The 22,198-nt window shown below is 73.5% G+C and carries 20 protein-coding genes and 1 pseudogene; 8 read left to right on the forward strand and 13 right to left on the reverse strand.

The window, feature by feature from the left end; translation table 11 throughout:
* Positions 1-60 precede the first annotated feature (60 nt).
* The 4 genes from MRQ36_RS05850 to MRQ36_RS05865 form a co-directional block, all read right to left on the reverse strand.
* A complete protein-coding gene (locus MRQ36_RS05850; protein ID WP_242793532.1) occupies positions 61-306 on the reverse strand; it encodes a helix-turn-helix transcriptional regulator in 246 nt (81 codons plus the stop codon).
* 10 nt (positions 307-316) lie between these two features.
* Positions 317-1,168, reverse strand: a complete 852-nt coding sequence (locus MRQ36_RS05855; protein ID WP_242793534.1) for an ABC transporter permease — start codon at positions 1,166-1,168, stop codon at positions 317-319.
* Positions 1,165-2,139 carry an ABC transporter ATP-binding protein gene (locus MRQ36_RS05860; protein WP_374249906.1) on the reverse strand — a complete coding sequence of 325 codons (975 nt, stop codon included), beginning with the start codon at positions 2,137-2,139 and terminating at the stop codon, positions 1,165-1,167. Before MRQ36_RS05860 ends, MRQ36_RS05855 begins: the two co-directional genes overlap by 4 nt.
* 74 nt (positions 2,140-2,213) lie before the next feature.
* Positions 2,214-3,854 carry a BCCT family transporter gene (locus MRQ36_RS05865; RefSeq protein ID WP_242793536.1) on the reverse strand — a complete coding sequence of 547 codons (1,641 nt, stop codon included), beginning with the start codon at positions 3,852-3,854 and terminating at the stop codon, positions 2,214-2,216.
* Between the two features lie 105 nt (positions 3,855-3,959).
* Between MRQ36_RS05865 and MRQ36_RS05870 the strand changes: the two genes are divergently transcribed.
* Complete coding sequence (locus MRQ36_RS05870; protein ID WP_242793537.1) at positions 3,960-4,646, forward strand: hypothetical protein; 687 nt, start codon at positions 3,960-3,962, stop codon at positions 4,644-4,646.
* A 7-nt stretch (positions 4,647-4,653) separates the two neighbouring features.
* On the opposite strand, the gene MRQ36_RS05875 is transcribed toward MRQ36_RS05870, so the two are convergent.
* The 4 genes from MRQ36_RS05875 to ppdK form a co-directional block, all read right to left on the reverse strand.
* Positions 4,654-5,478 (reverse strand): siderophore-interacting protein, encoded by an 825-nt coding sequence (locus MRQ36_RS05875; RefSeq protein WP_242793540.1) that lies wholly within the window; start codon positions 5,476-5,478, stop codon positions 4,654-4,656.
* 16 nt (positions 5,479-5,494) lie between these two features.
* Entirely contained in the window at positions 5,495-6,745 is a 1,251-nt protein-coding gene (locus MRQ36_RS05880; protein WP_242793542.1) for a deoxyguanosinetriphosphate triphosphohydrolase, read from the reverse strand.
* Positions 6,746-6,803: 58 nt separating this feature from the next.
* A complete protein-coding gene (locus MRQ36_RS05885) occupies positions 6,804-7,157 on the reverse strand; it encodes a VOC family protein (RefSeq protein WP_242793543.1) in 354 nt (117 codons plus the stop codon).
* A 121-nt stretch (positions 7,158-7,278) separates the two neighbouring features.
* Positions 7,279-9,987 carry a pyruvate, phosphate dikinase gene (gene ppdK / locus MRQ36_RS05890; protein ID WP_242793546.1) on the reverse strand — a complete coding sequence of 903 codons (2,709 nt, stop codon included), beginning with the start codon at positions 9,985-9,987 and terminating at the stop codon, positions 7,279-7,281.
* Between the two features lie 470 nt (positions 9,988-10,457).
* Here ppdK and MRQ36_RS05895 point away from each other — a divergent pair, with 470 nt between their 5' ends.
* Both MRQ36_RS05895 and MRQ36_RS05900 read left to right on the forward strand, forming a co-directional pair.
* Complete coding sequence (locus MRQ36_RS05895) at positions 10,458-12,197, forward strand: beta-N-acetylhexosaminidase (RefSeq protein WP_242793548.1); 1,740 nt, start codon at positions 10,458-10,460, stop codon at positions 12,195-12,197.
* Positions 12,198-12,744: 547 nt separating this feature from the next.
* On the forward strand, positions 12,745-13,398 hold the full coding sequence (locus MRQ36_RS05900) for a C39 family peptidase (protein WP_242793550.1): 654 nt from the start codon (positions 12,745-12,747) through the stop codon (positions 13,396-13,398).
* Positions 13,399-13,568: 170 nt separating this feature from the next.
* Here the strand turns inward: MRQ36_RS05900 and dusB are convergent, their stop codons facing one another.
* Together dusB and MRQ36_RS05910 are read right to left on the reverse strand one after the other, a co-directional pair.
* Positions 13,569-14,741 carry a tRNA dihydrouridine synthase DusB gene (dusB, locus tag MRQ36_RS05905; protein WP_308194783.1) on the reverse strand — a complete coding sequence of 391 codons (1,173 nt, stop codon included), beginning with the start codon at positions 14,739-14,741 and terminating at the stop codon, positions 13,569-13,571.
* A gap of 26 nt (positions 14,742-14,767) precedes the next feature.
* On the reverse strand, positions 14,768-15,847 hold the full coding sequence (locus tag MRQ36_RS05910; protein ID WP_242793552.1) for a zinc-binding alcohol dehydrogenase family protein: 1,080 nt from the start codon (positions 15,845-15,847) through the stop codon (positions 14,768-14,770).
* A 123-nt stretch (positions 15,848-15,970) separates the two neighbouring features.
* On the opposite strand from MRQ36_RS05910, the gene MRQ36_RS05915 reads away from it, so the two are divergent.
* Positions 15,971-16,747, forward strand: a complete 777-nt coding sequence (locus MRQ36_RS05915) for a helix-turn-helix transcriptional regulator (RefSeq protein WP_242793554.1) — start codon at positions 15,971-15,973, stop codon at positions 16,745-16,747.
* 48 nt (positions 16,748-16,795) lie between these two features.
* Here MRQ36_RS05915 and MRQ36_RS05920 read toward each other — a convergent pair whose 3' ends face one another.
* The 3 genes and pseudogenes from MRQ36_RS05920 to MRQ36_RS05930 all read right to left on the reverse strand — a co-directional run bounded on the left by MRQ36_RS05920 (position 16,796) and on the right by MRQ36_RS05930 (position 19,223).
* Positions 16,796-18,175, reverse strand: coding sequence for a glycine--tRNA ligase (locus MRQ36_RS05920; protein WP_242793556.1), 1,380 nt, complete (start codon positions 18,173-18,175; stop codon positions 16,796-16,798).
* 113 nt (positions 18,176-18,288) lie between these two features.
* Positions 18,289-18,761 (reverse strand): annotated as a pseudogene (locus MRQ36_RS05925) (hypothetical protein).
* Between the two features lie 120 nt (positions 18,762-18,881).
* On the reverse strand, positions 18,882-19,223 hold the full coding sequence (locus tag MRQ36_RS05930; RefSeq protein ID WP_242793561.1) for an antibiotic biosynthesis monooxygenase family protein: 342 nt from the start codon (positions 19,221-19,223) through the stop codon (positions 18,882-18,884).
* A 27-nt stretch (positions 19,224-19,250) separates the two neighbouring features.
* Here MRQ36_RS05930 and MRQ36_RS05935 point away from each other — a divergent pair, with 27 nt between their 5' ends.
* From MRQ36_RS05935 to MRQ36_RS05950, 4 genes are all read left to right on the forward strand, one after another.
* Positions 19,251-19,508 (forward strand): DUF6703 family protein, encoded by a 258-nt coding sequence (locus MRQ36_RS05935; protein WP_242793563.1) that lies wholly within the window; start codon positions 19,251-19,253, stop codon positions 19,506-19,508.
* 116 nt (positions 19,509-19,624) lie between these two features.
* Positions 19,625-20,557, forward strand: a complete 933-nt coding sequence (locus MRQ36_RS05940; RefSeq protein WP_242793565.1) for a metal ABC transporter substrate-binding protein — start codon at positions 19,625-19,627, stop codon at positions 20,555-20,557.
* Positions 20,554-21,315 carry a metal ABC transporter ATP-binding protein gene (locus MRQ36_RS05945; RefSeq protein WP_242793567.1) on the forward strand — a complete coding sequence of 254 codons (762 nt, stop codon included), beginning with the start codon at positions 20,554-20,556 and terminating at the stop codon, positions 21,313-21,315. The genes MRQ36_RS05940 and MRQ36_RS05945 overlap by 4 nt, the downstream gene beginning before the upstream one ends.
* Position 21,316: 1 nt before the next feature.
* Positions 21,317-22,189, forward strand: a complete 873-nt coding sequence (locus tag MRQ36_RS05950) for a metal ABC transporter permease (RefSeq protein WP_242793569.1) — start codon at positions 21,317-21,319, stop codon at positions 22,187-22,189.
* The last annotated feature ends 9 nt before the right edge of the window (positions 22,190-22,198 follow it).

Consider the following 22,198-nt stretch of genomic DNA (forward strand, 5'->3'; position numbering starts at 1 on the left):
GGGACGCCCGTGTGGCGAACGACGCCGCCCGACCGCCCGGCCCGTCGGCGGGCCGGGCGGTCAGGCGGAGCGGCTGATGGTCGCGTCGCCGATCCGGGGGAACGGGTCGATGGAGAAGACCACCTCGACCGGCACCTCGAAGTACGCGGCGATCCGCAGCGCCAGGTGCAGGCTCGGCCGGAACTCGCCCCGCTCCAGGTAGCCGACCGTCTGGTAGTGCACGCCCAGCGCGTCGGCGAGCTGCCGGCGGGAGACGCCCCGCTCGGCGCGCAGCACGGCGATCCGGTTGTGCACCGTCTCACTCATCGACGCCCTCTCATCCCACCCGCTGCATGGCGCGTTCCCGGCGGGCGGCGACCCGCGACCCGGACTCCCGGCGGGCCATCCGGCGCAGCACGACCGGGGCCAGGATCAGCCCGAGCACCGCCCAGAGCCCCAGTACGCCGACGGTCTCCAGGTGCCGCCAGGAGCCACCCAGCTCGACGGCCGCCATGCCGTCGGGGAGCAGCGCCGAGCGCATGCCCAACCCTAGCCAGTAGATCGGGAAGACCTGCGCGACGCCCTGGAGCCAGCCCGGCAGGCCGTTGATCGGATAGAAGATGCCGGAGAGCGCGATGAGGCCGAAGATGGGCAGCACCACCAGGCCCATATTGCGGGGATTCTCGATCAGCGAGCCGATCACGGCGCCCAACGGGAGCGCCGCCACCAACCCGAGCGGCACCACCCAGGCCAGCGTGAGCCAGGCGCCGGGGTCACCGAGCCGGAGCCCGTCCAGGAAGAACAACCCCGGTGTGAGCTGGAGCGCCAGCCCGATCATCGACACCGCCGAGATCAGCACGATCTTGCCGATCAGATAGCCGAGCATCCCGTTCGGCGTCGCCTTGGCGCGCAGCAGGGTGCCGTCCTCCCGGTCGACGATCAGCTGCTGGGAGAGGCCGAGCAGGCCGCCGAAGACCAGCCCCATGCCGAGGGTGCTGGGCAGCGCCCGGGCACCGAGGGAGAAGTCGGTGCCGGGCACCGTCGAGCCGCGCATGAAGAACATCGCCACCAGCAGGATCGCGGTGGGGAAGAAATAGCTCCACAGGTCCTGGCCGTTGGTGAGGGTGTTGCGCAGCTCGATACCGCCGCGTCGCACACCGGCGCGGACGGCTCCCGCCGTGGGGCTCATCGGTCGTCTCCCGTCTGCCAGACCCGGGCGGCCGCACCGGCCCGGGCACCGGACTCCTGCTCGTACACCAGCGCCAGGTAGGCGTCCTCCAGGCTGGCCCGCCGCACCTCCAGCTCCTGCACCGCGTCGCCGTGCTGCCGGAGCAGGTCGCGGAGGAAGCCGGTGGCGTCCGCCGCGGCGTGCACGAAGCGCTCGCCGTCCCGGCTCCAGCGGATCTCGGCGTCCCCGGAGACCCGGCGGGCCAGCTCGTCCGGCGAGCCGTCGGCGATGATCCGGCCGCCGGCCAGGATGAGGATCCGGTCGGCGAGCTTCTCGGCCTCGTCCAGGTCGTGGGTGGTGAGCAGGATGGTGGTGGAGTCCAGGTCGGCGAGGCGGTGCACCAGCTCGTGGAACTCCCGCCGGGCGGCCGGGTCGAAGCCGACCGTCGGCTCGTCGAGGAAGAGCAGCTCCGGCCGGCCGACGATGCCGACCGCCACGTCGAGCCGGCGGCGCTGGCCGCCGGAGAGCTGGTGCACCCGCTTGCCGGCGTGCGCGGTCAGGCCGACCGTGGCCAGCAGCTCGTCCACCGGCCAGGGCCGGCGGACCCGGTCGGTCGAGTACGGCGCGTAGAAGTCGCCGAGGTGCGACAGCAGGTCCCGGACCCGCCACTTGCCGTGGTCCCGCCAGGACTGGAGCACCACGCCCAGCCGGGACCGCCACCGCTCGTCGCCCCGGCCCGGGTCGACGCCGAGGACGCGCACCTCACCGGCGGACCGCAGTCGGAAGCCTTCGAGGATCTCGATGGTGGTGGTCTTGCCTGCCCCGTTGGGCCCGAGCAGGGCGAGCACCTCCCCGCGCCGGGCGGCGAAGCTCACGCCGTGCAGCACGTCCACGGTGCCGTAGCGCATCCGCAGGTCACGGACGTCGAGGACGAGGTCGTCGTCGGGTGGGTGGGGAGTCGCGTCGACTCCCGGAAGTTGGACCGCGGTCATGACCGTTCCCCCGCTGTGTGACGGATCAATACCTCGGAATGTAGCATCCCTACTACATATCGAGGTAGACCCACTCAGCCTCGTGGGCGGTGGAACCAGCGGGTGACCGGTGCCGGATCCTCCTCCCCGTACGACCGGGCGGCCCGCACCGCGGCGGCCAGGCCGGACCGGCGCGGTCGGGCCGGTGGTCGGACCGCCGGGTCGGCGGCCAGCTCCCGGACCAGGGCGACCGCCAGGCCGAGCATCACCACCACGAACGGCAACGCGACCAGGATGGTGGCCTGCTGCAACGCGGCCAGCCCGCCGGCGAGCAGCAACGCCGCCGCGACCGCCCCGATGAGTACGCCCCAGAGCACCACCAGCACCCGGTGCGGCCGCAGCGCGCCCCGGGACGTCAGCGACCCCAGCACCAACGAGGCCGAGTCGGCGCTGGTGACGAAGTAGAGCGCGACCAGCACCATGGCGACCCCGCTGGTCACCGTGGCCAGCGGCAGCGCGTCCAGCAGCCCGAACAGGGCCTGCTCGGAACTCGCGCCGACGTCCGCGACCAGGTCCCGGGTGCCGGTGGACTGGGTCCGCAGCGCGCTTCCGCCGAGCACGGCGAACCACACGGCGCTCGCCCCGCTGGGGACCAGCAGGACGCCGACGAGGAACTGGCGGACCGTCCGCCCCCGGGAGATGCGCGCGATGAACGTGCCCACGAACGGCGCCCAGGAGATCCACCACGCCCAGTAGAAGATCGTCCAGGAGCCGAGCCAGGCGGGATCGGAGAACGCCCCCGTCCGGGTCGACATCCGGATCAGGTTGCTCAGGTAGTCACCGACCGAGGCGGGCAGCACCTCCAGCGTGTAGATGGTCGGCCCCACCACGAAGACGAAGAGCATCAGCACGACGGCGAGCACCACGTTCGTGATGGACAACCACTTCACGCCCCGGTGCAGGCCCGAGAAGGCGGAGGCGACGAACGCCAGGGTCAGCGCGCCGATCACCACGACCTCCAGCGCCCTGGTGTCCGGCACGCCGGCCACCAGGTCCAGACCGGCGGCCACCTGGAGGGCGCCGAGACCCAGGCTGGTGGCCGAGCCGAAGACGGTGGCGAAGACGGCCAGCAGGTCGATCAGCCGACCCGGACCACCGTCGGCGCGGGCACCGAGCAGCGGGTGGAACGCCGCCGAGATCCGGTTGCCGCGCCCCTTGCGGAAGGTCGAGTACGCCAGCGCCAGTGCGGCGATCGCGTAGATCCCCCACGGGTGCAGGGTCCAGTGGAAGAGGGTGTACTGCATGGCGACCGACGCGGCCGCCCCGCTCTGCGGCGGCACGCCCGCCGCCGGTGGCGGTGTCGCGTAGTGCTGGATCGGTTCGGCGACGGCGAAGAAGACGAGGCCGATCCCCATCCCGGCGCTGAACATCATGGCGACCCAGGCGAGGGTGTCGAACTCCGGTTCGTCGTCGTCGGCGCCGAGCCGGATCCGCCCGAACCGGGACGCCGCGAGGACCACGGCGAGCACCAGGAAGGCGTCGGCGGCGACCACGAAGAACCAGCCGAACGTGGCGATCGCCCAGGCCAGCCCGGCCTCGCCGAAGCGGGCGAGGGAGCCCTGGGCGAGCACTCCCCAGGCCACCACCGCCAGCACCCCGCCGACACTCAGCGCGAGCACCACCGGATCCACCGTCCGGCCGGCCTGCCGCTGTCCCTCGTCCACCTGCTCCGCCATGACCCAATCCTGGGCGGGCGACCGGTTCCGCCGGGGCGATACCGGGCATCTACCCTTGCGGATCTTGGCTATGGTCGGGACCGCGACCACGGGGAGGACCACCGGATGAGCCAGGACCAGGACACGCCGCTGACCATCGCCCTCGCCGAGTACGAGCACCTGCGCGAGCTGAGCCGTGCGGTGCACGACCAGTCCGCCGCCCGGTTCACCTTCTTCCTCGCGGTGGCCACCGCCGCCACCGCCGTCTCGGCCGGGCTGGTCACCACGGGCGGCAGCGCCCTGGCCGGCCCGGTCCGGCCCGCCGTACTGGCCGGGCTGGGCGTGCTCGTCCTGCTCCTCGGGGTGGCCGTCTTCGCCCGGCAGATCGAGCTGAACGACCGCGGCCGCCGGTACGCCGTCGCCGCCACCGTGCTGCGCACGTACCTGACCCGCCGCGCCCCGGAACTGGCCGCGTACGTGATCATGCCGACGCTCGACGACCCGGGACCCTTCGCGCCGGAGCCGTTCCGCCGGCACTGGTTCCGCGACCTGGTCAGCCAGGCCGGCATGATCGCCGTGGTGAACAGCGTGCTGGTGGCCCTGGCCGCCGCGCTGGCGGTGCTGGCCGCCGGGCCGGTGTGGCTGGCCGCGACGGCCGCGGCGCTGGTCGTTGCCGGCTCGCTGGCGCTGCACGTGCGGGTGATCCGCCGCCGCATCGCCGGCTCCGCCGCGCAGGTCGGCCTGGTCCTCGACCGCCGTTCGCTGCACCCGACGGAGCGGGCGGTCGTCGGCACGGGCGAGACCTACGCCTGACCCGGGATCAGGCGGTGACGGTCGCCTCCTCGGCCTCGACCTGGCGGTTCCAGTCGGCCTTGGTGGCGCGCCAGCCCTCGTCGTCGAAGCCGCGCCGCCAGTAGCCGGAGATCGAGAGAGCGTCGCGCGGCACGCCCCGCTCGACCCGCAGCAGCCGGCGCAGCTCCTTGACGAAGCCGGCCTCGCCGTGCACGAAGGCCTGCACCGCGCCGGGCCGGAACTCCAGCGCCCGGACCGCCTCGACCAGGGCCGCACCGACCGGGCGACCGGCCCGGTGCAGCCAGGTCAGCTCCACCGCACCCGGGCTGGCCAGCGGCAGTTCGTCGGCCGGGCCGTCGACCTCCAGGAAGACCGTGGCGGGCGCGCCGGCCGGCAGCCGCTCCAGCGTCGCGGCGATCGCCGGCAGCGCGCTCTCGTCGCCGACCAGCAGGTGCCAGTCGGCGGCCGGGTCCGGGGCGTACGCGCCACCGGGGCCGGTGAAGAGCACCCGGTCACCGGGGCGCAGCGCGGCGGCCCAGGGGCCGGCCAGCCCCTCGTCGCCGTGGTGCACGATGTCGACGGTCAGCTCAGCGGCCGCCGCGTCGAAGGCCCGCACCGTGTACGCCCGCAGCCGCGGCCACTGCTCGCGGGGCAGGTCCCGCTTGAGGGTGGCCAGGTCCACCGGGTGCGGATAGCTGACCCCGGCCGGCGGGAAGACGAACTTGACATAGTGGTCGGTGTACTCGCCCACCGGCAGGCCGGCCAGCTCCGCCCCGCCGAGCACCAGCCGGATCAGGTGCGGGGTGGGCCGCTCGGTACGCAGGACCGTGGCGGCGGTGAGCTTCTTCGTCATGCCGGTAAGGCTAGCCTCAGTCCCGCCCGTCCCCCACCCGCCCGCCGACCAGGCGACCGTGCCAGGCCAGCGCGGCCGGGTCGGTGAGCGAGGCGACCTGGTCGATCACCACCCGGAGCCGCGCGGCGTCGTCGGTCGCGTCCCGCCACAGCGGCGCGAAGACCGGGTCGAGCGCGTCCGGCGCCCGGTCGACCAGGGCGGCGACCAGCTCGGCGAGGATCTCCCGCTGCCGGGCGTACCGGGGGCCCGCGCCGGGACGGCGCATCACGTAGCGCAGTGCGATGCCCTTGAGCAGCGCGCACTGGGCCCGGATCCGGCGCGGCACCACCAGGTCGGCGGCGTACCGGCGGTGCGGGGCGGGGCCGAACCGGTCCCGGGTGGCGGCCACCACGGTCGAGACGAACCGGCCGGTGAGCACGCTGGTGGTGGCCTTCAGGGCGGCCTGCGCGCGGTGGCTGCCGTCGTACCCGGCGAGGGGGGCGAGCACCGGCTCGGCGAGCAGGTCGACCAGCACCTCGTCCAGGTCGTCCGCGGACTCCCCGGAGTACGCCGTCGCCACGTCGGCGCAGAGCGCCCGCCGCTCGTCCGGGTCGGCCAGCGGGGCGAGGCTGACGTACCCGCCGTGGATGCCGTCCTCCACGTCGTGCACCGAGTACGCCACGTCGTCGGCCCAGTCCATCACCTGCGCCTCCAGGCAGCGCCGGCCGTCGGTCGGGGCGCCCGCGCGCAACCAGTCGAAGACCGGGCGGTCGTCGGCGTACACGCCGAACTTGCGCCGGCCGGGGCGGCGCGGCCACGGGTACTTGCCGACCGCGTCGAGCGACGCGCGGGTGAGGTTCAGCCCGGCGGAGGTGCCGTCCGGGGCGAGCACCTTCGCCTCCAGCCGGGTGAGCACCCGCAGCGTCTGCGCGTTCCCCTCGAAGCCGCCGCAGTCGGCGGCGAGGGTGTCCAGCGCGTCCTCGCCGTTGTGCCCGAACGGCGGGTGGCCGAGGTCGTGCGCGAGCCCGGCGGTGTCCACCACGTCCGGGTCGCAGCCCAGCCGGTCGCCCATCTCGCGGGCGATCTGCGCCACCTCCAGCGAGTGGGTCAGCCGGGTACGCAGGAAGTCGTCCGTGCCGGCGGTGTGCACCTGGGTCTTCGCGGCGAGCCGCCGGAACGCGGCCGAGTGCAGCACCCGCGCCCGGTCCCGCTCGTACGGCGACCGCCCGTACCCGGTGTCCTTGGGCGCCTCCTCGACCAGGCGCGCCGCGTCGTCAGCCTCGCTCACTCACTCCTCGCGCCCCCTGGCCCACTGAGGTCGCGACTGCGGGGCTCGCAACCCCGGCTCACTCCTCGCGCCCCCGCAGTACGCAGAACTCGTTGCCCTCCGGGTCGGCCAGCACCGTCCAGCCGACGTCGCCCTGGCCCACGTCGACGTGCCGGGCGCCCATGTCGACCAGCCGCTCGACCTCGGCCTCCCGGTCGGCCGGGCGCAGGTCGAGGTGGAGCCGGTTCTTGGTCTGTTTGGCGTCGGTGACCGGGACGAAGACGATGCCGGGGAGTCGGTCCGCCGCGGGGCGGATCTCCACCTCGTCCGGCTTGTCGGCGACCACCTGGTAGCCGAGTGCCTCCGCCCACCAGTGGGCCAGCCGGGAGGGATCGCGGGCGTCCACGGTCAGGCTCTCCCAGACACTGGTCATGCGGCCACCTCCGGTCGATCGGACAGTGCGCCCAGGTTACGCCGGGACGGGGCGATCGGCGCGCCGGGCGACCCGCCGCACGGGGCCGCCGGACGTACCGGCGACCCCGTGGTGGACCGGGTCAGCGGGAGTCGGAGCCGTCGGTCTCCACCGCCGCGCGACCGGCCTCCAGCCGGGCCACCGGGACCCGGAACGGCGAGCAGGAGACGTAGTCCAGGCCCACCTCGTGGAAGAAGTGCACCGAGTCCGGGTCGCCGCCGTGCTCGCCGCAGACGCCGAGCTTCAGCCCGGGCCGGGCGGCCCGCCCCTCCTCGGCGGCGATCCGGACCAGCCGGCCGACGCCCTCCCGGTCGATCGACTCGAACGGGGAGATGCCGAAGATGCCCAGCTCCAGGTAGCGCCAGAAGAACGCGCCCTCGACGTCGTCGCGGGAGAAGCCCCAGCCCATCTGGGTCAGGTCGTTGGTGCCGAAGGAGAAGAACTGGGCCGCCTCGGCGATCTGCCCGGCGGTGAGCGCCGCCCGGGGCACCTCGATCATGGTGCCGATCAGCACCTCGACGCCGCTGTCCCCGACCACCTCGGCGATGATCTTCTCGGCCTCGGCGCGTACCGTCTCCAACTCCTGCACGGCGCCGACCAGCGGCACCATGATCTCCGGGCAGGCGGCGCCGCCGTCGCGGGCGACCGCGACCGCGGCCTCCGCGATGGCCCGGACCTGCATGGCGAAGAGACCGGGGATGACCAGGCCGAGGCGTACGCCACGCAGGCCGAGCATCGGGTTCTCCTCGTGCATCCGCCGGACGGCGGCGAGCAGCGCCTCCTCCTTGGCCACGTCCTCGCCGCGCTCCTGGGCGACCGCCACGTTGACCGCGAGCTGCTCCAGCGGGGGCAGGAACTCGTGCAGCGGCGGGTCGATCAGCCGCACGGTGACCGGCAGCCCGTCCATCTCGCGGAAGATCTCGATGAAGTCGGCCCGCTGCAACGGCAGCAGCGCGGCCAGCGCGTCGTCCCGCTCGCCGTCGGTGCGGGCCAGGATGAGCCGCTCGACCAGCTCCCGCCGGTCGCCGAGGAACATGTGCTCGGTGCGGCACAGGCCGATGCCCTCGGCGCCGAACCGCCGCGCCCGCGCGGCGTCCTCGCCGGTGTCGGCGTTCGTGCGGACCGCCAGCCGCCGCTTGGCGTCGGCGTGCGTCATGATCCGGTGTACGGCCCGGACCAGCGCGTTGTCGACGTGCTCCGGTTCCAGGCTGCCCTCGAAGTACTGCACCACCTCGGACGGCATGACCGGCACCTCACCGAGGTAGACCTTGCCGGTGGTGCCGTCGATGGAGACGACGTCGCCCTCGCCGACGACGTGCTCGCCGACGGTGAACTTCTTCGCCGGGACGTTCACCTCCAGCGCGTCGGCGCCGGAGACGCAGGTCTTGCCCATGCCCCGGGCCACCACCGCGGCGTGGCTGGTCTTGCCGCCGCGCGAGGTGAGGATGCCCTTGGCGGCGATCATGCCGTTCAGGTCGTCGGGGTTGGTCTCCCGGCGGACCAGGATCACCGACTCCCCCTCGGCGGCCAGTTCGACGGCGCGGGCGGAGGTGAAGACCACCTTGCCGGAGGCGGCGCCCGGCGAGGCGCCGATGCCCGTGGCGACCGGCTGGAACTCGTGGTCGAGCTGGAAGCGGGGGAACATCAGCTGGGCGAGCTGCGCGCCGTTGACCCGGTGCAGCGCCTCGTCGAGGTCGATCAGGCCCTCGTCGACGAGCTGGCCGGCGATCACGAAGGCCGCCGCGGCGGTGCGCTTGCCGACCCGGGTCTGGAGCATCCAGAGCTTGCCGCGCTCGATGGTGAACTCGATGTCGCAGAGGTCCCGGTAGTGCTCCTCGAGCCGGGCCATGATCCCGAGCAGCTCGTCGTACGAGGACTTGTCGAGCTGCTCCAGCTCCTGCAACGGCACGGTGTTGCGGATGCCGGCGACGACGTCCTCGCCCTGTGCGTTGGCCAGGTAGTCGCCGTAGATGCCCTGCGCGCCGCTGCCCGGGTCGCGGGTGAAGGCGACGCCGGTGCCGGAGTCGGGGCCGAGGTTGCCGAAGACCATGGAGACCACGTTGACCGCGGTGCCGAGGTCGGCGGGGATGCGCTCCTGCCGCCGGTAGAGGATGGCGCGCTCGGCGTTCCACGACTCGAAGACCGCGCGGATGGCCAGGTCGAGCTGCTCGCGCGGCTCCTGCGGGAACTCCCGCCCGGTGTGCTTGACGAAGATCTTCTTGTACGCGTCGACCAGCCCGCGCAGGTCGTCCGCGTCGAGGTCCAGGTCGTTCTGCGTACCCTTGGCGCGCTTGGCCTCGTCGAGCGCGTGCTCGAACTCCTCGCCCGGCACCTCGCAGACGGTCTTGCCGAACATCTGGATCAGGCGGCGGTAGGAGTCCCAGGCGAACCGGTCGTTCCCGCCCGCCTGGGCGGAGAGCCCGACCACGGAACGGTCGTTGAGGCCGACGTTGAGGACGGTCTCCATCATGCCGGGCATGGAGAACTTGGCACCGGAGCGGACGGAGACCAGCAGCGGGTCACCCGCGTCGCCGAGCTTGCGCCCCATCTCCCGTTCCAGGGACGCCAGGTGCGCCTCGATCTGTCCGGCCAACCCGTCCGGCTCCCGGCCGGTCGTCAGGTACGCCTTGCAGGCCTCGGTGGTGATGGTGAAGCCGGGCGGAACCGGCAGGCCGAGGTTGGTCATCTCGGCGAGGTTGGCACCCTTGCCGCCGAGCAGGTCCTTGAGGTCCTTGTTGCCCTCGGCGAAGTCGTAGACGTACTTGTGCTCGACCGTCTCTTGCGCTGCCACCAGAGCCTCCCACGCGCGCCATTGACACTTAACGAAGGTTCAGTTCGGACTTACCCCGGGAGCGACCACCGGTAATCCCGGCGTCGTCAGCGATCGGTGGGCGAAGGTTAAGCGAACTTCGAGTGGGCTGGGACCGTTCGGTGACAATCGGCACAACGGTCACCACTGTCCGCGTCCGTACCGGTTTCTGGGAACGCTTCCACGCGCACGATCACGCAACCTCGCCGCCCCTCGTACTCTTGACAGCGCTCGTTCGGCCGAAACTCACCTTTGCCATATCCCACGCGAATACACCCCGGAGCCGCCACCGTGTCGACCACCCCGGACACCAGCCCCGGCCAGGGCCGGACGGTCCCCCGGCCTGCTGCCGGCGAGCCCGCCGCCGTTTCCGCCCCACCCGCCGTTCCCGGCGTCCCCGCGCAGCCGGCGGAGCGGCCGGTGCCGCCGGGGATCTCGCGCGCCCGCCGGCGGTGGCCGACCTCGCCCACGCCGCCGCCCGGTCGGCGGACCGGCTGATCACCCCGCCGGCCCCGGTCCGACTCGGCGACGTGGTGCCGGCGCCGGAACGCGTCCACCCCGACCCGGCGGCCGACTTCACGCTTTCTGCGGACGCCGTCGTCCGGGTGAGCCCCGACCCGGCCGCCCGGGACGTGGCCGAGCAGCTCGCCGACCTGCTGCGTCCCGCCACCGGCTACCGGCTTCCGATCACCGAACTGGCCGACGCCGGGGCCGACGGCCACCTGGTGCTCACCCTCTCCGCCCCGATGCCGACTGCGCCCCGATCCACCCCGGCTCCGGCGCAACCCGGCCCGGCGGACACGGCTCCCGCGCAGTCCGTCCCGACGGGCCCGGCTCCGGCGGCCGGGGTCGGGCCGGCGGCCGACGGGGGCTACCGGCTGACGGTCGCCCCCGACGAGGTACGGATCGTCGCGGCCGGCGCGGTCGGGCTCTTCCACGGAGTGCAGACGCTGCGCCAACTGCTGCCGGCGGCGATCGAGAGCCCGAACCCGGTGACCGAGCGCTGGACGGTGCCCGGCGGCACGATCGTCGACCGGCCCCGGTTCCCGTACCGGGGCGCGATGCTCGACGTGGCCCGACACTTCTTCGCCGTACCCGACGTGCTGCGGGTGATCGACCTGCTGGCCCGGTACAAGCTCAACCACCTGCACCTGCACCTCACCGACGACCAGGGCTGGCGGATCGCCGTCGACTCCTGGCCCCGGCTGGCGACCGTGGGCGGCGCCACCGAGGTGGGCGGTGGCCCCGGCGGCTGGTACACCGGGGCGGACTACCGCCGCATCGTCCGGCACGCCGCGCGCCGGCACATCACCGTGGTCCCCGAGATCGACCTGCCGGGCCACACCAACGCGGCCCTGGTCGCCTACCCCGAGCTGGCACCGAACAAGATCGCGCCGCCGCCCTACACCGGCACCGAGGTCGGCTTCAGCCACGTCGACCACGCCGACGAGCGGACGTACGACTTCGTCGCCGACGTCCTCGGCGAGCTGGCCGCGCTCACCCCCGGGCCCTGGCTGCACATCGGCGGCGACGAGGCGTTCAAGGTGAAGGGGGCCACGTACACCGGTTTCGTGGAGCGGGTCCAGCGGATCGTCGCCGGCACCGGGAAGACCGTCGTCGGCTGGCACCAGATCGCTCCGGCCGGGCACGTCGACGGCCGGGTGGTGCAGTGGTGGGGCACCCACGGCGACGACCCCGAGACCGCCGACGCGGTACGCCGCGGCGCCCGGCTGATCCTCTCCCCCGGCAACCACGCCTACCTGGACATGAAGTACGCCCCGGACACCCCGATCGGACACGACTGGGCCGGGCTGATCGACGTGCGGCGGGCGTACGAGTGGGATCCGGGCACGCACCTGACCGGCGTGCCGGCCGAGGCGGTGCTGGGCGTCGAGGCCCCGCTCTGGACCGAGTCGGTCACCACCCCCGCCGAGATCGAGTTCATGCTGCTGCCCCGGCTGCCCGCCCTCGCCGAACTCGCCTGGTCGCCCCGGTCGACGCACGACTGGGCCGGCTTCCGGGAGCGGCTGGCCGGCCACGGCCCCCGCTGGACCACCGCCGGCATCGCCTTCCACCCCTCCCCGGAGGTCCCCTGGCCGGCGGCGACCCACTCCCGCCCGGTGCCCGCCCGACCCACGCCGGACGCGGCGGCCGATTCGCCCCGGTCAGGTGCCACCCCGCACGTAACGTGAGACAGCCCCGCCAGGGAGCGCCCAAGACGGCGAAGGCGAACGGCGCCGGCAACCGGCCCCAGCAAGACGGCCGGCCCGGAGGAGCGCGAGGAACCGCGCGGTCCGCACAGGCCGCAGGCGGACACGGACCGGTCGGCAGGGACACGTCCAGGCCGAGACCGCCGCCTCCGGGCGGGCAGTCTGGCCACCGTGTCCGGTTCATGCCCTCGCGTCCCGTGGTCGGGGCCACGCCAGCGGCGGAATCACGCCGGGAGCGGGGTCGTTGAACATGGCAGACCGCGCGGCATCCCGGCCCCCCGAGCCGGCCCGCCGCCCGGTCGGAATGACCGGCCACCGGCCGTGGTTACCTCCCCCGGCACCGCGAACACCGGGTCCCGAGCCGGTGAGGTCGAGGGAATCACTCCCCGCCACCGGTCGTTACATCCCCGGGCCATCGAGCAGGTCGACCACGATCGCCGGATGCCCCGAGACTTTCCTCTTTCGCGGCACGACCGCATCCCCCGTCGCGGGTGCCGCGCAACCCCCGAATGGAAGGCGTGATCTGATCATGGCTACCACTCTGCTGCGCAAGACCGTGCTGACCGCTGCCGGTATCGCCGCCACCGCCGGTGGCATCGCCGGACCCGCCATCGCCGCCCAGGCCGCCCCGGCCGAGAAGGCCGCGTCGTCGGTGACCACCGACCGCAAGGGTCACGGCGAGCGGGAGCTGGACGTCCGCTACGAGGCCCAGCCCAACTTCTACTACTGCGGCCCGGCCGCCACCCGTAACGCCCTGAGCGTCCTCGGCAAGAACATCGACGTCGACGCCATGGCCAAGGAGATGGGCACCACCGAGAACGGCACCAACAGCATCAACGACATCACCCCGGTGCTGAACAAGGAGACCGGCAAGCACTACCGGTCCGTCGAGATCCGGGACAGCAAGGCCGACGACAAGCAGACCGACACCCTGCGCGCCGACATCGTGCGTACCGTCGACGACGGCCGTGCCGTGGTCGCCAACATCGCCGGCACCGCCACCGACACCGACGGCAACACCCACAGCTTCGAGGGTGGGCACTACATCAGCGTGGTGGGCTACCGCGACGGCGGGAAGATCGTGACGATCGCCGACTCGGCCAACCCGGACCAGGCCGCCTACCGGATGAGCGTGGACAACCTCGCCGACTGGATCGCCACCCGCGGCTACAGCGCCTCCTGACGATCCCGGCACCTGACGAAGGGCCCGACCCCACCACGGGGTCGGGCCCTTCGTCGTCTCCATTCGCCCGGAGCGGGCCGACGCAGGCCGGGCACCCGGAACGCCGGCCGACGCGGCCCGGGCACCGGAGCGCGGGGCCGGCGACTGCCGCCGGGAGCGGGCAGGGCGGCTCAGCCGCCGGAGTCGTCCAGCTCGGCGCCCTCGGGCACGGTGTCGTCGTCCCGGCTGGCCAGCCAGCCGTCGGGCAGGGCGACCCTGCCCGGCGAGTTGGTCCGGCCGCGCGGCTGGCCCAGGTTCTCCACCGGGAACGGCACCGCCGGGTCCAGCTTGCCGAGCAGGTCGTCGAGCTGCGCCAGGCTGTCGATCATGGCGAGGGAGCGGCGCAGCTCGCTGCCGACCGGGAAGCCCTTGAGATACCAGGCGACGTGCTTGCGGAAGTCGGTGCAGCCGTCCCGCTCGCCGCGCGCCGGGTTGCGGGCACCGGCCACGAACTGGTCCACCAGCAGTTCGGCGTGCCGCCGCATGGTCACCGCCACCTCGCCCAGGGAGGGCAGCCGCCGGTCGGCCCGGCCGTTGAAGGCGGCCTCCAGGTCGGCGAAGAGCCACGGCCGGCCGAGGCAGCCGCGCCCGACCACCACCCCGTCCACCCCGGTGTGCGCGACCATCCGCAGCGCGTCGTCGGCCTCCCAGATGTCGCCGTTGCCGAGCACCGGCACGTCGAGGGCCTGCTTGAGGGTGGCGATGGCGTCCCAGTCGGCGGTGCCGGAGTAGCGCTGCGCGGCCGTACGACCGTGCAGGGCGACCGCGGCGACGCCGGCGTCCTGGGCGGCGAGGCCGGCCTCGACGTACGTCAGGTGGTCGTCGTCGATGCCCTTGCGCATCTTGACCGTGACCGGCACCCCGGCGGGTGACGCGGCGTCCACCGCGGCCTTGACCAACCGGGCGAAGAGCCGGCGCCGCCACGGCAGGGCCGACCCGCCGCCGCGCCGGGTGACCTTCGGGACCGGGCAGCCGAAGTTGAGGTCGATGTGGTCGGCGAGGTCCCGCTCGACCACGATCCGCACGGCGGCGGCGGTCACCTCCGGGTCGGTGCCGTAGAGCTGGAGGCTGCGCGGGTGCTCGTCCGCCCCGAAGGCGATCATGCGCAGCGTCTTCGGGTTCCGTTCGACCAGCGCCCGCGTGGTGATCATCTCGCAGACGTAGATCCCCCCGCCCTGCTCCCGGCAGAGCCGCCGGAAGCCGACGTTGGTGATCCCCGCCATCGGCGCGAGCACCACCGGCGGCCACACCTGGTACGGGCCGAGGGTGAGCGGGCGCAGCGCGGGCACGGTCGGAGCAGTCACCGGACAAGTGTACGGAGGGTGCCGGCTCAGGGTCGGACGACGGTGAGCCGGAACCGGCCGCCGGTCTCCGCGGCGTGCGCCACCGCCCGGTTCACGGCGTCGAGTCCGAACTCGGTCACCTCGAAGGCGTCGAGGTCCAGCAGCCCGGACCGGGCCAGGTTGATCAGGCGGAGGTTGGCCTCCTGCGGATACATCCACTGCCCCCGTACGGTGATGCTGTCGCGCATCAGCCACGGGTACGGCAGGGCCAGGTCTGCGCCGCCGAGCATCCCCACGCCCCCCATCAGGACGACCCGGCCGAACTCACGGACGGTCATCGCGGCGGCCCGGACGGCGGTGGCCGGGGCGGCCGGCGGCAGCAGGTCGAGCACCAGGTCGATCGGTCCGGGGGCGGCGGCCCGCATCCGCCGCCGGTCGTCGTCCTCGTCCCCGCAGAGCCGCACGGTACGCACCCGGGGCCCGAACCGGTCGGCGAGGGCGGCGAGCATCCGCTCGTCCCGGCCCGGCGCGACGACGCAGCCGGCGCCCAGGGCCAGCGCGACGGCCACCCCGGCGCTGCCGAAGTTGCCTGTCGCGCCGCTGATCAGGACCGTCTCGCCGGGGCGCAGGTCACCGGCGAGGAGCCCGCCGAACGGCACCAGGCAGAGCCGCAGCGCGCACCACCGGCCCGCCTCGGCGGGGTCGATCGGCCCCAGCGGGTGGACGTTCTCGGTGGGCGCGAGGACCTGCTCCGCGTACGAGCCGTGGCCGAAGTGGCGCTGCAACCGGAGGCCGCCGTCGCCCCGGCCGCTCAGGCCCTGGAGGGTGATGTCCGGGGTCGGGCCGCCGTCGCGGGAGCGTACCGTCGGGTCGACGGAAACCCAGTCGCCCACCGCGAGGCGGGTCGCGTCGGGCCCGACCGCGCGGACCCGGCCGACCGCGCCCGCGCCGGGCACGACGGGCAGGGTGAGCGCGTACGACCGCTCGCCGCTGAAGACCTCGGCGGCGTACGGGAGCACACCCGCCGCCACCACGTCGACGACGACCTCACCCGTGCCGAGCACGGGGTCGGGCACGGTCTGGACGGTCAGGGGTGTGCCGAACTCGGTGAGCACAGCGGCGCGCATGATCGACTCCTGTCTGCGGACGGGCGGGTGACCGACCCATCGTGCGTCGACCGGACGGACCGGATTCAGGACCGGAGCGATCCTGGGACCGGCGCGTACCACCCGAGGAGCGAGGAGGAGACGATGGCTGAGCGGACCCGGAGCGGGCTGGGCGAGTTCCTGCGGTCGCGGCGGGCGCGACTGACGCCGGTCGCGGTCGGCCTGCCCGAGCGGGGTCGGCGCCGGACCCCCGGCCTACGCCGGGAGGAGGTCGCCGAGCTGGCCGGGATCGGCATCGACTGGTACGTCCGGCTGGAGCAGGGACGGGACGTCAGCCCGTCCGGGGCGACGGTGGACGCGCTGGCCCGGGCGCTGCGGCTGGACGGCGCGGAACACGCGCACCTGCGGGCGCTGGCCGGCCCGCGCGGGCTGCCCCCGTTCGTCCGGGAGAGCGTGCCCGACGACCTGCGGCGGCTGCTCGACACGTTGACCCAGCCCGCGTACGTGACCGGCTGCCGGTGGGACCTGCTGGCCTGGAACGCCGCGGCGGCGGAGCTGTTCGGCGGGTTGGTCGGCCTGCCCGAGCCGGACCGGAACTCGCTGGTATACCTGTTCCTGGAGCCGGACGCCAAGCGGCTGTTCGGGGCCGGCTGGGCCGACGACGCGCGCCGGGTGCTGGCGAAGTTCCGGGTGGCGCACGACCTGCACCCGGGTGACCCGGCGTTCACCGGGCTCACCGCCCGGCTGCGGGCGGGCAGCCCGGAGTTCGCGCGCTGGTGGGACCGGCACGACATCGACCGTGGCGGCAGCGGCCACAAGACGCTGCACCATCCCGACCGGGGCGCGCTGCGGTTCGCGTACTCGGCCCTGCACCCCACCGGGAACCCGGCGCTGAAGCTGGTCGTCTACACGCCCGCCTGAACGCGACGGGGCCCCGACCGGACGGTCGGGGCCCCGTCGCTCGTTCGCTCAGCAGCCGGGCAGGCGCTCGATCAGGTAGCGCTCGACCTGGTCCAGGGCGACCCGCTCCTGGGCCATGGTGTCCCGGTTCCGCACGGTCACCGCGTCGTCGTCGAGGGTGTCGAAGTCGACGGTCACGCAGAACGGGGTGCCGATCTCGTCCTGCCGGCGGTAGCGGCGGCCGATCGCCTGCGAGTCGTCGAACTCGACCACCCAGCGCTTGCGCAGCTGGGCGGCGAGGCCCTTCGCCTTCGGCGAGAGCGCCTCGTTGCGGGACAGCGGCAGCACCGCCACCTTCACCGGGGCCAGCCGAGGGTCGAAGCGCATCACGGTGCGCTTGTCCACGCCGCCCTTGGTGTTGGGCGCCTCGTCCTCGTCGTACGCCTCCAGCAGGAAGGCGAGCACCGCGCGGGTCAGGCCGGCGGCCGGCTCGATCACGTATGGCATCCAGCGCTCGCCCTTGGTCTGGTCGAAGTACGACAGGTCGACGCCGGAGTGCTTGCTGTGCGTCGACAGGTCGAAGTCCGTCCGGTTGGCGATGCCCTCCAGCTCGGCGAACTCGGTGCCGCCGAAGCGGAACCGGTACTCGATGTCGACCGTGCGCTTCGAGTAGTGGGAGAGCTTCTCCTTGGGGTGCTCGTAGAAGCGCAGGTTGTCGGCGGAGAGGCCGAGGTCGAGATACCAGTTCCAGCGCTCGGAGAGCCAGTACTCGTGCCACTGCTCGTCGGAGCCCGGCTCGACGAAGAACTCCATCTCCATCTGCTCGAACTCACGGGTCCGGAAGATGAAGTTGCCCGGGGTGATCTCGTTGCGGAACGACTTGCCGGTCTGCGCGATGCCGAACGGCGGCTTCTTGCGGGCGACCGTCTCGACGTTCTTGTAGTTGACGAAGATGCCCTGGGCGGTCTCGGGGCGCAGGTAGTGCAGCCCCTCGTCGCTCTCCACCGGGCCCAGGTAGGTCTTCATCAGGCCGTTGAACATCTTCGGCTCGGTGAAGGTGCCCTTGTTGCCGCAGTTGGGGCAGTTCAGCTCCTGCAGCGAGGTGAGCGGCTTGCCGTGCTTCTCCGCGTACGCCTCCTCGAGGTGGTCGGCGCGGAACCGCTTGTGGCAGGACTGGCACTCGGTGAGCGGGTCGACGAACTCGGCGATGTGGCCGGAGGCCTCCCACACCTTGCGGGCCAGGATGACCGCGGAGTCCAGGCCGACGACGTCGTCGCGCTGCTGGACCATGGTCTTCCACCACTGCCGGCGGACGTTCTCCTTGAGCTCCACGCCGAGCGGGCCGTAGTCCCACGCCGACCGGGTGCCCCCGTAGATCTCGCTGGAGGGGAAGACGAAGCCTCGGCGCTTGGCGAGGCTGACGACGGCGTCGATACGGTCGGCTGGCATGTTTCCTCCTACGCCGGCTGGCGGTCGGCGGGGGTGCGGTGTGAGTGGAACGGTCAGTTCGGACAACGGTACGGCGACCGGGTGCCCGAGCCCAGCAGAATACCGGGGTCGGGTCAGCTCACCCCGCACACCTCCATGCCGCCCGTCTGCTGGTCCGGCGCGAGGGTGACCTGCTGGAGGTTCCGGTCGCCGCCGCTGAAGACCACGTTGACCGGGACGGTGAGGGTGTTCGGGTTCACCGGGCCCACCCGGTAGCTGGCGATCTGCGGCTCGGCGGCGACCCGTCGCTCGAACTCGGGGCGCGACTCGCGCTGCTGCGCGGTGTCGCAGAGCTTGTCGTACGCCTTGCGCCAGTCCTTCTCCACCAGCGCCTGATAGTAGTCGTCGGTGACCGCCCGGCCCTGTTCCTCGACCGCCTGGATGTTGGTCACCGCGAGCCCGATGACGGCTGCGCCGCCCCCGCCGCAGCAGAGCAGCACGGCCAGCGCGCCGACGCCCAGCCCGAGCCAGAGCCGCCGCCGGCCGCCCTCGGTCGGGGGCGCGGCGAACGGCGGCGCCACCCGGGGCCGGCCGGCGGGGTCGGCACGCCGGGCTCGGACGGCGGACCCGCGACCGGCGGGGCACCGTCGGCGCCGGGCAGCAGGTTCGGCGGGGTGGGGCTGCCGGTCCGGGAGCGGTCATACGCCAGAGGGTAGTGCCCGTTTGCTCAACGGTAAGGGCCAGCGGCCCGATCACTGGGGACGATGACGATCTCGCCCGCCGGAGCGGCGCTGGCGAGCGTCTCGTACGCGGACGGTTCGTCGACCGACTCGGCGAGCAGCGGGGTGGCGTGCACCTTGACGTCGAAGCCGCCCAGCGCCCGCCGGTAGGTCCCGACGGACTCCCACTCGGTGACCAGGCACCAGTGGGTCGGGTCGTCGAGCGCCCGCAGCAGTTCCCCGCGCAGATAGCCGGGGCGGGCGGCGAGCGCCGCGAGGGCGGCGTGGGCCCGCTCGGTGAAGGCCGCACTGGCCTCCGTGTCCACCACGAACCGGTTGGTGACCAGCACCCGCGTCCTCCTCGTAGAGTCTGTGGGATGCAGCGTACGCAGCGCCCCCTGCTCGCCCGGCTGGCCCGGGTCAACCCGACGACGGTGTTCCTGGCCACCCTGGTCCTGGTGCTGGTGGCGTTCTTCGCGCCGGGCCCGGTGGGCGGGGTGCTGCTGCTGGTGCTGGCCGCGGGGCTGGTGTGGCTGATGGCGACCACCTGGCCGGTGCAGTCCCCCGCCACCCGGGTGATCCGCCTGGTCATGCTCACCCTGCTGATCGCGGTCGCCCTCGCCAAGCTCTCCTGACCCGGTGGTGAGAGGGGGACCCTTCTATACCGGAGGCGTTAACAGGGGGCCCCTCCTTACACACATGCAAGCATGCGTTTTTGACAATCAATTTCGTTATCGCGGACAGTGGGGACATGACCGTCCGTCCCCGCGCCGTGGCCGCCGCCACCACCGCCCTGCTCGCCCTCGGTGGCGTCGCCGCCTGCGGTGACGCCGGAGCTGGCGCCGACCCGGACCGGGTCGACGTGGTGGCCGCCTTCTATCCGCTGCAGTTCCTCGCCGAGCGGATCGGCGGGGACGCGGTCCGGGTCACCGGCCTGGCCAAGCCGGGCGCCGAGCCGCACGACCTGGAACTGCACCCGCGCCAGGTCGGGCAGGTCGTCGACGCGGAACTGGTCCTCTATCTCAAGGACTTCCAGCCGGCGGTGGACGAGGCGGTCGCCCAGAACGCCGCGGACCGGGCCCTCGACGTGGCCACCGTGCAGCCGCTGCTCGACGCGGCGGCCGGCGGCCACGACCACGAGGGCGAGGCCGGGCACGCGGAGGAGACCGGGGGCAAGGACCCGCACCTCTGGCTCGACCCGACCCGGCTGGCCACCGTCGGTGACCGGATCGCCGAGCGGCTCGGCCGGCTCGATCCGGGCCGGGCCGCCGACTTCACCGCCCGGGCCGCGGCCTTCCGCGCCGACCTGGACACCCTCGACCGGGAGTACGTCACCGGCCTGGCGCGCTGCCAACGACGGGAGATCGTGGTGAGTCACACCGCGTTCGGCTACCTGGCCGCCCGCTACCGCCTCGAACAGGTCGGCATCACCGGCCTCACCCCCGACACCGAGGCCCCCGCCGGGCGGCTCGCCGAGGTGGCGAAGGAGGCCCGCGAGCACGGTGCCACCACCATCTTCTTCGAGCGGCTGGTCAGCCCGAAGGTCGCCGAGACCGTCGCCCGGGAGGTCGGGGCGCGGACCGCCGTGCTCGATCCGATCGAGGGGCCGCCCGCCGACGGGGACTACCTGTCGGCCATGCGGACCAATCTCCGGACCCTGCGAACCGCGTTGGACTGCTCATGAGCGCACCAGTGATCCAGGTCGACCACGCCGCCGTCGGCTACGACGGGCGGTCCGTGCTGCGGGACGTGTCGCTGACCGTCACCGCCGGTGAGGTGGTCGCCGTGCTGGGCGCCAACGGCTCCGGCAAGTCGACCCTGATCCGGGCCGTGCTCGGGCTGGTGCCGCTGGGTGCCGGGTCGGTCACCCTCTTCGGCACCCCGCAGCGCCGCTTCCGGCACTGGCACCGCATCGGGTACGTCCCGCAGCGGCTCGGCGCCGGCAGCGGCGTACCGGCCACGGTGGGTGAGGTGGTGGCTTCGGGGCGGCTGGCCCGCCGGGGCATCCTGCGTCCGTCGGGGCGCGCCGACCGGGAGAAGGTCGCCGCCGCACTGGCCGCCGTCGGGCTGAGCGACCGGGCCGGCGATCCGGTCGCCACCCTCTCCGGCGGGCAGCAGCAGCGCACCCTGATCGCCCGGGCGCTCGCCGGCGAGCCGGAGGTGCTGGTGCTCGACGAGCCGACCGCCGGGGTGGACGCGGTCAGCCAGGAGGCGTTCGCCGGCGCGCTGCGCGGTTTCCTGACCGGCGGCGGGACGGTGCTGCTGGTCGCCCACGAGCTGGGGCCGCTGCGCCCGCTGATCAGCCGGGCGGTGGTCGTCCACCAGGGCGGCATCTGCCACGACGGCCCGGTGCCGGAACCGGCCGGGCACCACGCGGAACCGGACCACGACCACGTGCACCCGCACTGCGACGAGGAGCCCGCCGGGCTGTGGAGCATCTGACATGGACCTCTTCCAGTACGACTTCATGCTGCGCGCCCTGGTCGGCGCGCTGGTCATCGGGCTCGCCGCGCCGGCGCTCGGGATCTATCTGGTGCAGCGCCGGCTGGCGCTGATCGGCGACGGGATCGGGCACGTGGCGCTGACCGGCGTCGGGGCGGGGCTGCTGCTCAACCGCTCCCCGGTGCTGGTGGCGGTGCTCGCGGCGACGCTCGGCGCGGTCGTCATCGAGCTGGTCCGGGCCCGCGGGCGTACCTCCGGCGACCTGGCGCTGGCGCTGCTCTTCTACGGCGGTATCGCCGGCGGCGTGATGCTGGTCGGCCTCTCCGACGCCAGCAGCGCGTCGCTCAACTCGTACCTCTTCGGGTCGCTGACCACGACGTCACCGGCCGACCTGGTCACCATCGGCGTGCTCGGCGTGGTGATCGTGGTGGTCATGCTGGCGCTGCGCCCGGCGCTCTTCGCGGTCTGTCACGACGAGGAGTACGCCCGGGTCTCCGGCCTGCCTGTCCGGGCGCTGAACCTGCTGCTCGCGGTGACCACCGCGGTCACCGTGACCATCGCCATGCGGGCCGTCGGGGTGCTGCTGATCAGCGCGCTGATGGTGGTGCCGGTGGCCACCGCGCAGCAGGTCACCCGGGGTTTCCGCAGCACCATGGCGGCCGCGATGACGCTGGGGCTGTTCGCCGCCGGGGCGGGCATCTGGGTGGCGGCCACCGCCGACACCGCGCCCGGCGCCTCGGTGGTGCTGCTCGCCATCGCGTCGTTCCTGGTGGTCGCGCTCGGCGCGGCGGCCTGGCGGGCGGTACGCCGCCGGAACCGGCCGGCCGGCCCGCCGGTCACCGAGCCGCACGAGCCCGAGGTGGTGCTCGGATGAGGCTCCGCC

Source organism: Micromonospora sp. R77, assembly GCF_022747945.1.
GTDB lineage: Bacteria > Actinomycetota > Actinomycetes > Mycobacteriales > Micromonosporaceae > Micromonospora.